The sequence below is a fragment of the Sphingobium phenoxybenzoativorans genome, from assembly GCF_001757355.1.
GTDB classification, from domain to species: Bacteria; Pseudomonadota; Alphaproteobacteria; order Sphingomonadales; family Sphingomonadaceae; genus Sphingobium; species Sphingobium phenoxybenzoativorans.
In genome coordinates this window covers 1-14516 of sequence record NZ_MINO01000053.1, presented here as the reverse complement: position 1 = coordinate 14516, position 14516 = coordinate 1, and the positions used below count along the sequence as shown (strand labels likewise).

The following is a 14516-nucleotide window of genomic DNA, read 5'->3' as shown; positions in this document are numbered from 1 at the left end:
CCTGCGGTCCGATTTCTGGATGATTGATATGAGCATCATTTCACTGGGTTATCTTGTCTTTGAGGCCAGCGATCTGGCCGCCTGGTCCAAATTTTCCGAGGACGTATTGGGCCTGATGCCTGCGGAAGGAGGCGGCCCAGGCCTGCGTTATCGGATCGATGAACAGGCTTGGCGGATCGCGTTTACTGAGGGAGCCAGGGACGATGTGAGCCTCGCGGGTTTCGAGGTCGCCAACAAGGCCGGGCTTGAAGCTGTTCGTGAAAAACTGATCGAAGGCGGGGTCGAAGTAACCCAGGGTACATCCAGCCTTTGTGCGGAGCGCGGCGTAGCCGAGCTGATAAGCTGTGTCGATCCCGATGGTTTGGTGGTTGAGATATACTATGGAGCAACCTTTGTTCCTGAGGTTCCCTTTCGTTCCAAGGCCGGCGTCCGGCGCTTTGTAACCGGCACGCAGGGACTGGGGCACATCGTGCTCTCAACGACGCGGGTGGATGAACTGCGGCGTTTCTATCAGGATCTGCTGGGGTTCAGTCTGTCCGACATCATCAATATGGGCTTCCCTGATGGAGCCACGGTCCGGGTTGAATTCTACTTTTGCAATCCGCGCCACCATACGCTCGCCTTGGCGCCGATGCCATTCCCCAAGCGGGTGCTGCACTTCATGCTTCAGGTCGAAGAATTCGATGATGTCGGCTTTGCCCTCGACCGGGTTCTGAAGGGCGGAGCGACGCTGGCCAACTCGCTAGGGCGGCATACCAACGACCAAATGGTGTCATTCTATGTAAGGACTCCGTCGGGCTTTGACATAGAGTATGGCTGGGGCGGACTGGCGATCGACCCTGAGAACTGGCGGGTTGCCTCATACGACAAGCCGAGCAGTTGGGGGCACGCGTTTCTTGGAGAAAGATAGCGTATGCCGGGCATTTCTGCGGATCTGATGCCCACATGAGTTGTCCCAATTGTGATTCGTAGAGGAGAGATGGCGAGGAGGCACATGTGGTCGTGCTACTGCGTCGGCACAATCTGAATTTGCTGCCCATTCTTCGGGAGCTTCTTCGCACGCGCAGCGTGAGTGAGACATCGAGAATCGTAGGGTTGAGCCAACCAGCCGTCAGCTCAGCACTCGCAAAGCTCAGAGACATTTACAACGACGAACTACTTGTCATGGTAGGTCGGCAGTTCGAATTGACCAAAAAGGGTGAGTCTCTGGTATCTCAAGTCGAGCAGGCTTGCCGAGAAGTTGAAAGCCTCTTTGGGGACTACGGTTTCGATCCCTGTACCGCGCGGCGGAAGTTTGTGATCGGGACAGCGGATTATGTGGCATTTCTCCTCGCACCGATATTGTCGTCCATTTTGCAAGATGAAGCGCCGAACATTGCAGTCCAGTTTTTCGATATAACGTCAATGTCGCGGTTTGATCTGGCCCAAGGCAGAATCGATGTCGTTATCATTCCCAGTGATGCGGCGGCTTATTTGGAGGGAGAATCCAATTCTGCCCCCCTTTTCAAGGATGAAATGGTGGTTATCGCTTCGAAAGGGCGACACCAATTTCCAGACGGCTTGACCAGGGAGATTTTTGAAAACAGCCGGCACGCACGATTTAAATTTTATTGGGACGCCCCAGCGCATCAGGATATCGCGTTGAAGGACTGCGGATTAGCTGTGCAGGAATGCATTCTTGTCCAGCAGTTTTCACTTTTGCCATCCATAGTTGAGAAGTCGGATTCGATAGCTCTTATCTATCGATCATTGGCCGATGTGTTTGTGCGACTGCATAATATTGAGGTGTTTGACCCTCCTTTTGCGATATCGACATCGACCGTCACAGCATATTGGTGGAATTCCAAGGACAAGGATCCTGCCCATCGGTGGTTCCGAGGTCTGCTGGCGAGGGCAAGTGCCGAACTGGGATTGGACGTCGGTGGGTGAAGGGCAATGGTTGTCGAATGCTGCCTGCTGCAGCGCACAACGCGCTCAGGTATAGACGAAACGAATACACGCATACCAATAATCGAATTTATGCGCATCTTTTAAAGAGCTATCGCACTGAATGTGCCGAGTTCCATGTGCGGAGACGAGTTGAACCTTCATCGGTTTGAGCGGTGACGAAAAAACGCTATTGCCTACGAGAATATTGATAGACTGCAATAGCAATATGTTTGGTTTACGATTTATGGAGAGGGATATGGCAGGCGAATTTTCGGCAATGATAAGCGCCAAAACATCTCAAGTTGATAGAAAGATCTTTTCTGACGAAGAAATATTCAGAGAGGAGCAGCGTAGGATTTTTGCCAAGGCATGGATCTTCGTCGGCCACGAGAGCCAGATTCCGAATGCAGGTGATTATTTCCTGTCGAGGATGGGAATTGACCCCGTAATCCTGGTGCGTGACAAGAGCGGAAGCATCGGGGTGTTCCACAATTCCTGTCGCCACAGGGGTATGCGGGTCTGCCGCTACGACGCTGGCAATACGCGCCTGTTCACATGTTCCTATCATGGTTGGTCATTCGGCATCGATGGAAAGCTCGTCGGCGTACCCGGCATGAAAGAAGGGTATTGCAACAAGCTCGACAAGTCCGAATGGGGTTTGATCCCCGTCGCCAAGATCGCGAATTACAAGGGAGCTATCTGGGCTACGTGGGACGCTGATGCTGTGTCTCTGGAAGAGTACCTCGGCGACATGCGGTACATGCTCGATCTCGCGCTTGACTCGCACGATGGGACGGAGGGGGGCTCTGAAGTTTCGATTGGTGTTCAGAAGTGGACCATCCCGTCCAACTGGAAGCTGAGCGCCGAAAACTTCATCGGTGACCTTTACCACAATATCAGTCACCGATCGGTCGACATGGTCGGCATTGGCCCCGAAGGCACCTCCCAGCGTCGCGATGAGGGCTTCATAAACAATGCCACGCTGGTGAGCGTGGGCTTCCATGAGCGAGGGCACGGCGGGATCAATGTCTATCTCCCCCCGGAATACGTGGATGCCCGGCCCTATCCCGGCGAAATCGGCGAATGGTTCAGGGCGGCCGACAAGGCGCGCAAAGACCGCCTGGGTGAGAATGCCTGCATTTTGGGTGGAGTGGGCACAGTCTTCCCCAACATGTCGTTCAGGGCCAATCAGCCGCGCCAGATCATCGTGTGGAATCCGGTCAGCGCCACAGAGACCGAGGTCTGGAGCTGGTACCTGTTTGACGCGAAATCACCGGATTCGGTGAAAGCCTTTATGCGCGAGTATGCGCTGCGCTACTGCGGTCCCGCGGGAATGACCGAACGCGATGACATGGAGAACTGGCAAGGCGCTACGGAAGGCAGTGTCGGGGGTGTGGTTGAGAGCTTCCCTTACAATTACGCCTACAATCTTGCCGATGACGAGCAGCCATTCGAAGCGCTGCCGAATCTGCCCTACGCAAAGAATGCGGTTATTGGCGCAACGGAGGGCAATGCCCGCGGATTTTATCGTCAGTGGTCGATCTGGATGGACGCTACGAATTGGGATGAAATTCGCCGTGAGCAGATGAAAATCAAGGGAAGGATCTGAAGCCATGGCCAGTCCAGTTGAGGGAGCCTCGAGCGTTGAAGCGCAGGAGATGCGGCTCCATTTCGAAGTGAGCCAATTTCTCTATAAGGAAATGGACCTCGTTGATCGTCGATCTCTGGGTGAGTGGTTGGATCTCCTGACCGATGATATCCGGTACTTCGTGCCGCTCATGCTGAACGTCCCGTTTCGCAAATGGGATGAAGAGACGTCTCGCCCGCAAACGGATACCGCATGGATGGACGAGGGGAAAAAGACGCTTGAGCAGCGGGTGAAACAGCTCATGACCGGCGTGCATTGGGCCGAAGAACCTGTTTCGAGAATCTGTCATCTTGTTTCCAACGTCCTAGTCAAGTCTGCATCCGCAGGCACCGATGTGGGAAGCGAAGCCGAAGTCACGTCCCGGTTCTTGATCTACCGGAACCGAGTAAGAAACGAGGCCAGCATAATCGTGGGTTGGCGTGATGATCTTCTTCGGAAGACTGAAGAGGGCTGGAAGCTGGCGAAGCGGACAGCTTACATCAACCAGTCCACGCTATTGGACAAGAATATCACGACGTTTTTCTAAGGAGGATGCCATGATCCTGAATCTGGAGGCCTTGGAAGTAGGCGCGGTTGTCCGCCTAAAGGATGGAGCTCTCGTTCGCGCCACCGAGAATCCGGGAGACGGCATGTGGGTTACGGGGACATATCTTGAGAGCGAGAAGGAGCCGGCATTAGTTGGAACCGAGGATCTCGTTTTCGGGGAGATGATCGCCGAGCAGGTGACGAACTAGACACCGGTTTGGTTAGAAGCCTGACCGACGTCGTCGACCGGTATGCAGGCTACGGCGTCCGTTCGAATTGAAACATACTGATTTGAGAAGAGGGCAGGGGAATGGCTATCGCGGCTTTGGGGTACGCATGCATACGCACCGGCAATATCGATAAGTGGGAACAGTTTGCCACTGGCGTGATGGGAATGCAGGCTCGCCGGGCCGACGATGGCGCCGTGCTTCTTCGGTATGACGTGCGCGATTGGCGGGTGCGGATCGAGGAGGGTGCCGAAGAGGATGTTACCGTGCTTGGCTGGGAATGCCAAACTGAAGCCGAGTTTGTGGAGACGCTTGCGCAGTTGGGCGACAAGGCATCCATTCAGCCTGAGCAGGCGAAGGCACTGTCCGTCGTCAGAACATTTGGCGCAACTCGCGGCGTAAATTAGCGGAGAGCGGGCCTCGTCTGTGGGTGTATGTTAGGCGGCGAGCTTGCGGTGCTGCAAGCGCCGATGTTCGATGGTCTGTCGCTTGATCCTTTCACGCTGTTTGATGATCGCCGGAGCCCTGCCGAAGTAGGCGTCGGCGGGCGTCACGTTGTTCAGGCTCTCGTGGTAACGCTGGTGGTTGTAGTGCTCGACGAAGGCCTCGATCTGGGCCTCGAGGTCGCCGGGCAGGAAGTAGTTCTCCAGCAGGATTCGGTTTTTCAGGGTCTGGTGCCAGCGCTCGATCTTGCCCTGGGTCTGCGGATGACACGGGGCGCCGCGCACATGGCTCATCTTATTGGCCTCGATGTATTCTGCCAGTTCGCCGGCGATGTAGCTGGGGCCATTATCGCTGAGCAGTCGGGGCTTGTGCAGCACCGTGGCGCTGGCGCAGCCGGAAGCCGCCAGGGCGAGGCCCAGCGTGTCGGTGACATCCTCGGCCCGCATGTTGGTGCACAGCTTCCAGGCGATGATGTAGCGCGAGAAGTCGTCGAGCACGGTCGACAGGTACATCCAGCCCCACCCGATGATCTTGAAGTAGGTAAAATCGGTCTGCCACATCTCGTTCGGCCGAGTGGTCTTGGTGTGGAACTGATCGGCGGCCTTGATCACCACATAGGCCGGGCTGGTGATCAGGTCGTGGGCCTTCAGCAGACGGTAAACCGTGGATTCCGACACAAAGTAGCGCTTCTCGTCGGTGAACCGTACGGCCAGCTCGCGCGGTGATAACTCGCTGTAATCCAGCGCCATCTCAACGATCTGGTCCTGGATGTCGTCGCCGATGCGGTTCCATACCCGGCTCGGCGCTGATGGCCGATCTTCCAACGCCTCCGGTCCGCCTTCCAGGAAGCGATCATACCAGCGGTAGAAGGTCCGGCGGGCGATGCCGAGTTGGTCCAGCGTCCGCTTGGCGGGCAGGTGCGACTGCTCGACGATCCGGATGATCTCGAGCTTTTCGGAGGCGGGATACCTCATTCGTCGTCGCCCCCATCCGCGATCATGCTTTTTTTCAGCAGACGGTTTTCGAGTGTCAGGTCGGCCACGCATTCCTTCAGGGCACGGGCTTCGCGGCGCAGGTCCTGCACCTCGCCGGTGGTCGCGGCACGGGCGGTGTCGCCGGCCAGCCGGCGCTTACCGGCTTCCATGAACTCCTTCGACCAGGTGTAGTACAGGCTCTGGGCGATGCCTTCCTTGCGGCACAGCTCGGCAATGCTGTCCTCGCCGCGCAGCCCATCGAGTACGATGCGGATCTTGTCTTCGGCCGAGAAGTGCCGCCGCGTCTGCCGACGGATGTTCTTCACTACCCGTTCAGCAGGGATCTTCGTCGACGATTTTTTCAAGGAGGGTTGGGCCTTCATCTTCGTTCCTTCGTCACTACGACGAAGCCCCAACCCTCCTTAAATCACAACCTCAAATCTGTGCCATTGGTGCTGACGGCGGACAGATCCATCACCTCAGGCAGGCGGATAAGTCGAACGTGAATCACCCGGTCGGTATCGAGCGACTCGGCCGTGATAGGAGCATTGATACTGCAGTTTGACATTCTGATTTCCTGGTCACTGCGTGAACCTCCCCAGGACGTATCCGGCGCTTAGCTCGCTAAGGTGGGTGTAGGAAAGTGCGCAACGACAGCGATATAAATATTAGCCCGAAGAAATGGTTCGTCAGACGATCCTGGCTCGCGCTACGCATGGTGTCGATGGCTTGAGGAGGAAAAGAGGAGGGCTGTTTCCAATCGGTTGCGCTACGGAATTTCTGGAATCAGATTTTCTCACGACTCGGCCAGCCGAGCATCTCCAGCGGAGTGCATACTGACCCGAACAACATCTTGCCCCAAGCTTGCAACAATTCGCGCCTGCGATCCATGTATGCCGCACGATTATAGGCTGCCTCGGAACCAGAAACCGAATTCGGGATATGGGCAAGGATCATGTCAATAACATGCCTATCTCCCGGCGAACCGTTGCGCTCAGCCCATTCGTTCATAATCGTTGAAAATGATGCGCGCCATCCGTGCGGGACATGGCGTCCCTGAAACCCTGAACGATTATAGAAGTACGAAAGTGTGTTTTCGCTCATGGGGCGCCGAGCACTTCGGCTCGATGGGAACACAAAGTTGCCGCGTCCAGTCAACACCCATGCAGCGCGCAGAACTTCAACCGCCTCATGTGACAATGGCACGAGGTGCTCAAACTCTACATCTAGCTTGAGTTCCTTTTCCAGCTTCATGCGATGTGCTGGCACACGCCAAATTGCTTCAGGACATTTGCGCTCGGATTGCCAATCGACTTTCTCAATCTCACTCCAGGGAAGCGCGCGCACCATACCAGGGCGCTGCGCGGTCAGTGCTAAGAAGCGTGATGCCAACTTAGTAAGGGGAGATGCTGGATCCTCTTCGGTCTTCTGAAGCATCTGCTTTAGCTCACCGAGAGAAACCAACGCTGGGCGTTTCTTTGCTCTTGGCACAGGCATCAACGCCTTGGTTACTACTGCTGCAGGATCCCTTGTACCCGCACCCTCCGCAATGGCGTGCACGAAGACTGCTGACATACGTTGTCGCACACGATGTGCGGTCTCGATTGCTCCACGGCGTTCGATCTTGCGAAGGACAGACAATACAATCGGCTCATCGATCTCACTGATCGGCAAGCTCCCAATCGAAGGAAAAACCTCTTTCTCCAGGCTTCTGATTACATCTCTCGCATGGACTGGTGTCCATCGATCTTGCTGCAAGCTGTACCAGGTACGAGCCTGATTCTCGAATGTGTTTGTGGCGACCTTGGTCCTTTCGAGTTTCTCCTTTGCCGCTTCGATCTTCGGGTCTCTCCCATTCACCAAGAGATTCCTCGCTTGAGCCTTCAGTTCGCGAGCCTGCTTGAGGCCGATGTCCGGGTAGCGTCCGAGAACTAGCCTCCGTTCCTTGCCGGCGAAGCGGTACTTGAAGCGCCAGCTTCGCAATCCAGCCTTGGAAATGAATAGGTACAGCCCTTCGGAATCAGCAAGCTTGTAGTCTTTGGTTCTAGGCTTTGCTTGCCTCACGGCCATGTCTGTCAGCATAAATGCCCCCAATCTTTGCCTGCGGTGCCCCCAGCCGCGCCCCCAAAAAGGACAGGATGTGGGCGGATAAATGAAAACAAATAGAGAACAAACTTGGGCGCAAAAAAGCAGAAATGCAAGAAAAATAGGACGTTAAAGCGGTCTTGAGGAAGAGGATGTGGCGGAGACGGGAGCAATCACATCGCCCAGGTCAAGGCGGAAATCTCCCGAACCGGCCGACGTGATGCTGCGGATGCGGCGTGTGTTCGCCAACGCGGAACGAAGCGTGCCCACAATGCCCGCCGACGATATGGGAAGGCTGCAGCCCTCCACTCATTGACAGAATGTTCTTACGTTGTTCCATTCAGGGGATGACCCGACTCGACGAATCAACGCTGTCGCTTCATTTGGAGGTTGCCCTTGCGAGCGCCTCGCCAAGCTTACGGAGCGAGCTAGTCGGGACGGACCGCGTCCGCCGCAGAGTCGCTATTGGCGACGACGCCCGGCATCTTACCGAGAGGCTGCGGCGTTTCGATATCACCTACCCAGAAATCGGCGAGAGGCTGGAGTCCCAGCCTATGTTGTTTGCCGGAGATCTCGGCCCATTGGGGTAGGTGGCCGGGAGCATGGGTGCTCGCCATAAACTTAGACCAGTCGCACCATCGCGGCCAAGGCGATGGAGGGGAGTGGGCGGAAATTGGTTGGGTGATCTGCGGGTCGCCCGTCCAATGCTTGCCCGTCTCTTCCCATCTGCCGTTCTTCACGTCCGATGAGGCCACCGGCGGGCAGCCCATTTTCGGGACACGCCCATGGCTCGTACCATAAGCAAATATAATCCGGAACTCGAGGCTATCGGGTCCGATATCGTGAAGCGTCTGGGGGGCGTCTGGAAGCCGGGCGGTGCGATGTGCCGTTGTCCCGCCCATGCCGACCGCAGTCCCAGCCTCTCTGTCCGCGTGGGGGACCATGCACTGCTCTTCAAGTGCTTCGCCGGCTGCGATTCTCGCGACGTCATCAATGAGATCCTGCGCCTCGAAGAAAAAGCACTGCACCATGTGGACAAGGCCTCTCAGGCCTCGGCGGGAATGCCAACGGACCTGTGGCGGCGTCAGCAGGCATTGCGGATATGGGATGAAGCCAGGCCATTGATCGGCACACCCGCCGAAATCTATCTGCGGCGCAGACGAATAGCGCTGCTGCCCCGTGCCTTGCGTTTCCATCCCCGGACACCTCTCGGACAGGGGGACGACGTTGAGTTCCGGCCCGCTATGATCACGGCTCTTCACGACGGCGGCCTTCATGATGAGGGGCGCTTCATCGCCATCCAGCGCACATTCTTCGATCGGGACGATGCGCGGCGCGCCCGCGATCTTGCCGATCCACGCATGACGCTTGGCCGCCCCGAGCGCGCGGCAGTCATGCTGGGCACTGCGACGTCGATCCTTGGACTCGCCGAAGGGGTCGAAACCGCAATCTCCGCAATGATCCTGTTCGGGATTCCGGTCTGGGCCACGCTCGGCAGCGAGCGACTCCATCAGATTGCGATCCCCGACCGCGTCAGGCGCCTGATTCTATTCCCTGACAATGACATCGCCGGCGAAATCGGCGTCGCCCACGCACTCGAAAGCTACGCGATGCCGGGTCGCGATATCGACACCGAGTTCCCGCCGCCCGGCTTCAAGGACTGGAACGACGTGCTTCGGGCGGGAGGGGAGGGAGTGGGGGAGTGGTGGCGGAAAGTGGCCTGATGGTCAGGCTGTCCCCGCCAGGAGACTATCCACATGACCCAACTACCCATCCTCGTGGCCGCGGCGAACCTCGCCAAGTCCCCGAGCAACGTTCGAACTGTCGGCGATCCCGTCGCCGATGCCCAGCTCGAGGCGAATATTGCCGTCAAGGGCGTCCGCCAGAACCTCATCGGCGTGCCTGTGTCGCGCAAAAAGGGACATTACCGCATCATCGCGGGCGGACGACGGCTCGACGCGGTCCATCGCCTGATCGAGAAGGGCGTGTTCGCTGCCGACTATCAGCTGGCGGTCCTCGTTCTGGGCAATGCCAAGGACGCGATCGAGACCAGCCTCGAAGAGAACTTTTTCAACCTCACGATGAACCCGGCCGATACTTGCCGGGCCTTCCAGGACATCATCGAGAGCGAGAAGAAGACCCCCGAAGACGTCGCCAAGCGCTTCGGCCTCACCGAGCGGTTCGTGCGCAGTCGGCTTCGCCTTGCCGATCTCGCCGATCCGATTTTCGAAGCTCTGCGCAACGGCGAGATCACGCTGAATGTAGCCGTTGCCTATGCCAGCAATAGCGATCGTACCAAGCAGGCTGAGGTGTTCGAACTCCTCAAGGATGGCTATTACCGGGCCAACGTCAACGAGATCAAACGTCAGCTCGTTGAGGACACTTATGTCGGCAGCGATCCCAAGGCGCTTCTGGTCGGGCGCGATGCTTATATCGAGGCAGGCGGCCGGGTCGATCTCGACCTGTTCACCGACTCGACGACCGAGCGCTGGATCGACGGCGATCTCCTTAACCGTCTCGTGGCGGACAAGCTCGCGGCCGCCGCGGAAGACCTGCGCACCCGTGAGGGGCTGGCGGAAGTCCGCATCATTCCCTCGACCCATGTCAGCTACAACGACACCTGGGACCTGCGCCCGCTCAAGGGCGACGCGCCCGAACTCACGGCGGAGCAGCAGGCGCGTCTCGAGGAGATTGAGGCTGAAATCGAGGCCGCCAACGAAGCCTGGGAAGATGCTGATGAAGACGGCCAGGTCGAACAGGCCAACCGAGTCGAAATGCTCGAAGCGGAATATCGCGCGATCGAGAAACCCGTACCGATCATCTCCGAGGAGCAGAAGGCGGGGGCGCTCGCCTATGTCGTCATCGGTCATGACGGCCAGCCGCGCCTTCACGAGCAACTCTATGTCGCTCCGGTCGACGAGCCTGATGATGAGGAGCAGGACGAGCAGGCTGAAGGCGAGGTCGACAACGACGATGTCGTCGCCACCACGGGGAGGTCCGCGTACAGCCAGCGTCTCAGCCTGGAACTGGCCGAGATGAAGAGCGAATTGCTGCGCGTTCATATCGCCAGCGATCCGCGCTTCGCCCTCGATCTCGGAACGTTCTGGATGGTCGACAAGGCGACCCGGCATTCCAGCGGTTTCGACCTTGCGACCGAACTCAAGGCCGATAAGCCCTTCTCCGGGCTCACCGGCTACCAGAGCGGCACGCTTGCCGCCGAGGAATGGGGCAAGATCGACGAGGCGCTCGATCGCAGCTGGACCGAGGCTGGCGATGCCTGTCAGCGCTACGACGCCTTCTGCGCGCTTCCCGATGAGGTTCGTGCGGCCTGGCTCGCCTGGGCAATCGCCCGGACGCTCCACGCAGTCGTCGCGGGCAAGACTGGCGAGGCCATGATCGACCATCTCGGCACCAAGCTCGAAATCGATGTAGCGGCCTGGTGGCGTCCGACCGCGAACAACTATTTCGATCGCCTGAGCAGCAAGGCGGCGATCCTCACCCATCTCGAAGAGATTGGGGGCAAGGAATTGTCGAGCCGCTACGGTGCGTCGAAGAAGCATGATCTCGCGACCTCGGCCGAGAAGATCTTCGGCGGCTCCGTCCCCATCGAGGCTGAACTGCGCGAAGCGGCTCTCGCCTGGGTGCCTGACGTCATGCGTTTCAGCGTGCCCGCCATCGCGCCTGAGCCGGTGCCCGCAAATGACGAGAGCGTCACCGGCTCGGATGACGAACTCCAGCAGGCCGCCTGATCCAACGTCCATGGGACCGCAGCCTCGCGTTGCGGTCCCTTTTTTCGTCCACTTGCGCCTCAAGCGGCGAACCAGGTCCGAGGAACCAGACCATGGCCGATATCACCCAGCTCCCCATCATGACCGCACGCGACGCCGAATCGATCGGTTTCGCCCGTTTCAACGATGTGCCTACCATGCCGATCGATATCCCCGACGGGAACTTCACGATCAGCGCACGCACCAGCGATGGGCGCCGCATCACCTTCTTCTTCGGCGAATATAAGCGCGGCGCTGCGCCGAGCTTCATCGACATCCAATATCACGACAATGGGACCACCATCCCCAATGCGAATGGTGGGACATCGCCCAGCTTCGACCTGTTCACCATCGGTCGCGGGGGCCGCAATGCTTATGACAGCCGGCACCATCCGTCTGAGGAGAAGCCGTCGATTGCCGTGATCCTTCTCGGATCATCATAGGGCGCCACTAAGTTCTCCGTCTCACCTTCTGCCTCCAACTCAGGGCCTGGCCTCATGCCACGGCCCTGTTTTCATGCTGACCGCACACCGGGAGGGAAGGGGGAGGAGGAGTGGTGGGCCGCGATGGTCCTGATCCAATCCGGAGTTCCGCCATGTCTGTTCCTTTGCTCGCGCTCGCACATCCCGACGAGCCTGAAACTTCCAAGACCACGCGTCTTCTCGACGTCGCCACCCGGTTGTCTGACCTGCTCCGACGCGGCCACTCTATTCGCCGCCAGGACCTCAAACGCCTGATGGAGGAAGCCTTCTCGGCCTCCGACGCGACCGGCAACTGGTCGATGCGCGACGCTTATGATGCGCTCGAGGCGGCACAGGTTATCCTCCTCAAATCACCTGGAGGCTGGACCGGCATCGTTCCGGACGGCGCCGATGCATTCGCCTCGCTTCGCCGCTTCGAACGGGCGCTCCCCACCCAGACCTATCGCAGCGAGCATCAGGTCGAGATGCAGCAGTTCAGTACGCCGATCTCGCTTGCCTGGCTCGCCGCGCAGGCCGCGCGTATCCGCAAGGACGACCAGGTGCTCGAACCCTCTGCCGGTACCGGCATGCTGGCCGCTCAAGCGGTTCGGCTCGGTGTCGCGCTGACCCTGAACGAGCGCGATCCCGGCCGCGCCGCGCTGCTTGGAAAGCTGCTCGGCGATCCTGTCACAACCCACGACGCCGAATTCATCAACGACCTGCTACCCCCCGGCGTTTCCCCGAGCCTCGTGCTGATGAACCCGCCCTTCAGCCGGAGCGACGGTCGGGGCAAGGACCGCTTCGCCGGCGCCCGTCATTTGCGTTCCGCGCTGCTGCGGCTTGCACCGGGCGGCCGCTGCGTCGCGATCATGCCACCCAGCTTCGCAGCGGATGGTACAGCGGCCACCGGCTATACGATGGTCTGCGAGACCGCGAAGCCGCGTGTCGAAATCACGATCCTCGGCAACCCCTATGCCAAGCATGGCACCAGCATCGCGGTCCGCCTGATCATACTCGACAAAGGCTGGACAGGGCCAACGGAACGCTTGACTGCCCAAACGATCGAGGAAGCCGCGGCGCTGGTCGCAGGCGTCCCGCCGCGCCTTTCCGTGCCCGAGCCGGAGCCGCCAGCACCGGCCGTCATCCCCCTGCGACCGCGCGCCTCCGCCAAGCCATCGCCGTCGACGATCTTCGGCGGCATCCAGAAGCGCGCGCTGGTTGTCCCCGACCGCATAGCGGCCGATGGAAGTGCCAGTCCGGTCGACTATACGATCCGCGCAACGCCGCTGCCAGCGGGCGATCCGCTCGGACATTACGCGCCCTGGCGGCCTGCACGCATCGAAATTCACGGCGCAAGGCCCCACCCGGACCAATTGGTGGAGTCGGTTGCCATGGCATCCGTGCTGCCGCCCGCGCCCAGCTATCGTCCGATGTTCCAGCCGCAGGCTTTCGCGGCCCTGTCTGACGCCCAGCTCGAAACGATCATCCATGCCGGCGAAGCGTGTGAGCGCGATCTCAAAGGCACCTTCTCCCCCAACAAGGCGGGCGACCAGTTGCACGAGGATGCGGAAGGCGCGGTTTACCGGACGGGCTTCTTCATCGCTGACGGCACCGGTGTCGGCAAAGGCCGTGAAGGCGCGGGCATCATCCTCGACCAATGGAACCGCGGCCGCCGCCGGGCGATCTGGATTTCGCGCAGCTCGGCCTTGATCGAGGACGCAAGGCGGGACTGGAGCGCGCTCGGGGGCGTGCCGATCGATATCCAGCCGCTCGATGCGTTTCCCCTCGGTGAACCCGTCGCCATGGCTAGCGGGATCGTCTTCCTCACTTATGCGACGCTCCGCTCTCAGCGGCATGACCGCGCATCGCGTCTGCAACAATTGCTCGATTGGGCGGGGCCAGACTTCGACGGCGTCATCCTGCTCGACGAATCGCATGCACTCGGGAACGCGGCCGGCACTGAGACCGAGTTTGGCGCGGCCAAGGGGTCCGAACAGGGCCTTGCCGGCGTCCGGCTGCAGATCGCGTTGCCGCGCGCCCGGGTCATCTATGTCTCCGCGACCGGAGCGACCAAGCCGGAAAATCTGAGCTACACCGCGCGGCTCGGCCTGTGGGGGCCAGGCACCGCCTTCCGGGACAGAGACGCTTTCCTTGCGGCAATGGAGGAGGGCGGTATCGCGGCGATGGAGATCGTGGCGCGCGACACCAAGGCCATGGGCCTCTACACGGCCCGCGCACTCAGCTTCGCCGGGGTCGAATATGACCCGCTTGAGCATAAGCTTACACCCGCCCAGATCGAGATTTACGACGCCTATGCCGACGCGTGGGCCGTGATTCATCGCAATGTCGACGCCGCATTGAAAGCCGCCAATATCGTTGATCGCGCCTCGGGCCGAACCCTGAACGCAATGGCTAAGGGATCTGCGCTGAGCCGGTTCGAAAGCTCCAAGCAGCGC

12 protein-coding genes are annotated in these 14516 nt (G+C 59.3%); 10 read left to right on the top strand and 2 right to left on the bottom strand.

What is annotated here, in order from left to right:
- Window positions 1-28 precede the first annotated feature (28 nt).
- The 6 genes from BHQ40_RS18505 to BHQ40_RS18480 all read left to right on the top strand — a co-directional run bounded on the left by BHQ40_RS18505 (window position 29) and on the right by BHQ40_RS18480 (window position 4736).
- Entirely contained in the window at window positions 29-910 is an 882-nt protein-coding gene (locus BHQ40_RS18505; RefSeq protein WP_070157282.1) for a VOC family protein, read from the top strand.
- A gap of 86 nt (window positions 911-996) precedes the next feature.
- Entirely contained in the window at window positions 997-1929 is a 933-nt protein-coding gene (locus tag BHQ40_RS18500) for a LysR family transcriptional regulator (RefSeq protein WP_070157248.1), read from the top strand.
- Window positions 1930-2185: 256 nt separating this feature from the next.
- On the top strand, window positions 2186-3538 hold the full coding sequence (locus tag BHQ40_RS18495) for an aromatic ring-hydroxylating oxygenase subunit alpha (protein ID WP_139139355.1): 1353 nt from the start codon (window positions 2186-2188) through the stop codon (window positions 3536-3538).
- A 4-nt stretch (window positions 3539-3542) separates the two neighbouring features.
- Window positions 3543-4103 (top strand): 3-phenylpropionate/cinnamic acid dioxygenase subunit beta, encoded by a 561-nt coding sequence (locus BHQ40_RS18490; protein WP_070157247.1) that lies wholly within the window; start codon window positions 3543-3545, stop codon window positions 4101-4103.
- Between the two features lie 10 nt (window positions 4104-4113).
- On the top strand, window positions 4114-4311 hold the full coding sequence (locus BHQ40_RS18485) for a hypothetical protein (RefSeq protein ID WP_070157245.1): 198 nt from the start codon (window positions 4114-4116) through the stop codon (window positions 4309-4311).
- A gap of 101 nt (window positions 4312-4412) precedes the next feature.
- Complete coding sequence (locus BHQ40_RS18480; protein WP_070157244.1) at window positions 4413-4736, top strand: VOC family protein; 324 nt, start codon at window positions 4413-4415, stop codon at window positions 4734-4736.
- Window positions 4737-4766: 30 nt separating this feature from the next.
- Here BHQ40_RS18480 and BHQ40_RS18475 read toward each other — a convergent pair.
- Both BHQ40_RS18475 and BHQ40_RS18465 read right to left on the bottom strand, forming a co-directional pair.
- A protein-coding gene (locus tag BHQ40_RS18475) for an IS3 family transposase (RefSeq protein WP_139139354.1) occupies window positions 4767-6130 on the bottom strand; the annotation gives its coding sequence in 2 pieces (ribosomal slippage) (window positions 4767-5782 and window positions 5782-6130; 1365 coding nt in all).
- A 403-nt stretch (window positions 6131-6533) separates the two neighbouring features.
- Complete coding sequence (locus BHQ40_RS18465; RefSeq protein WP_070157238.1) at window positions 6534-7829, bottom strand: tyrosine-type recombinase/integrase; 1296 nt, start codon at window positions 7827-7829, stop codon at window positions 6534-6536.
- Between the two features lie 845 nt (window positions 7830-8674).
- Between BHQ40_RS18465 and BHQ40_RS18455 the strand changes: the two genes are divergently transcribed.
- From BHQ40_RS18455 to BHQ40_RS18440, 4 genes are all read left to right on the top strand, one after another.
- Entirely contained in the window at window positions 8675-9556 is an 882-nt protein-coding gene (locus tag BHQ40_RS18455; protein ID WP_253183409.1) for a DUF7146 domain-containing protein, read from the top strand.
- Window positions 9557-9589: 33 nt separating this feature from the next.
- Complete coding sequence (locus BHQ40_RS18450; RefSeq protein WP_070157234.1) at window positions 9590-11581, top strand: ParB/RepB/Spo0J family partition protein; 1992 nt, start codon at window positions 9590-9592, stop codon at window positions 11579-11581.
- A gap of 92 nt (window positions 11582-11673) precedes the next feature.
- Window positions 11674-12042, top strand: coding sequence for a hypothetical protein (locus tag BHQ40_RS18445; RefSeq protein WP_070157233.1), 369 nt, complete (start codon window positions 11674-11676; stop codon window positions 12040-12042).
- Window positions 12043-12194: 152 nt separating this feature from the next.
- The coding region (locus tag BHQ40_RS18440; RefSeq protein WP_253183408.1) for a strawberry notch-like NTP hydrolase domain-containing protein at window positions 12195-14516 on the top strand (2322 nt) is incomplete at its 3' end.

Coding starts and splice junctions, on each gene's coding strand:
- BHQ40_RS18505 (WP_070157282.1), top strand. CDS start 29: ATGAGCATCATTTCACTGGGTTATCTTGTCTTTGAGGCCAGCGATCTG.
- BHQ40_RS18495 (WP_139139355.1), top strand. CDS start 2,186: ATGGCAGGCGAATTTTCGGCAATGATAAGCGCCAAAACATCTCAAGTT.
- BHQ40_RS18490 (WP_070157247.1), top strand. CDS start 3,543: ATGGCCAGTCCAGTTGAGGGAGCCTCGAGCGTTGAAGCGCAGGAGATG.
- BHQ40_RS18485 (WP_070157245.1), top strand. CDS start 4,114: ATGATCCTGAATCTGGAGGCCTTGGAAGTAGGCGCGGTTGTCCGCCTA.
- BHQ40_RS18480 (WP_070157244.1), top strand. CDS start 4,413: ATGGCTATCGCGGCTTTGGGGTACGCATGCATACGCACCGGCAATATC.
- BHQ40_RS18465 (WP_070157238.1), bottom strand. CDS start 7,829: ATGCTGACAGACATGGCCGTGAGGCAAGCAAAGCCTAGAACCAAAGAC.
- BHQ40_RS18450 (WP_070157234.1), top strand. CDS start 9,590: ATGACCCAACTACCCATCCTCGTGGCCGCGGCGAACCTCGCCAAGTCC.
- BHQ40_RS18445 (WP_070157233.1), top strand. CDS start 11,674: ATGGCCGATATCACCCAGCTCCCCATCATGACCGCACGCGACGCCGAA.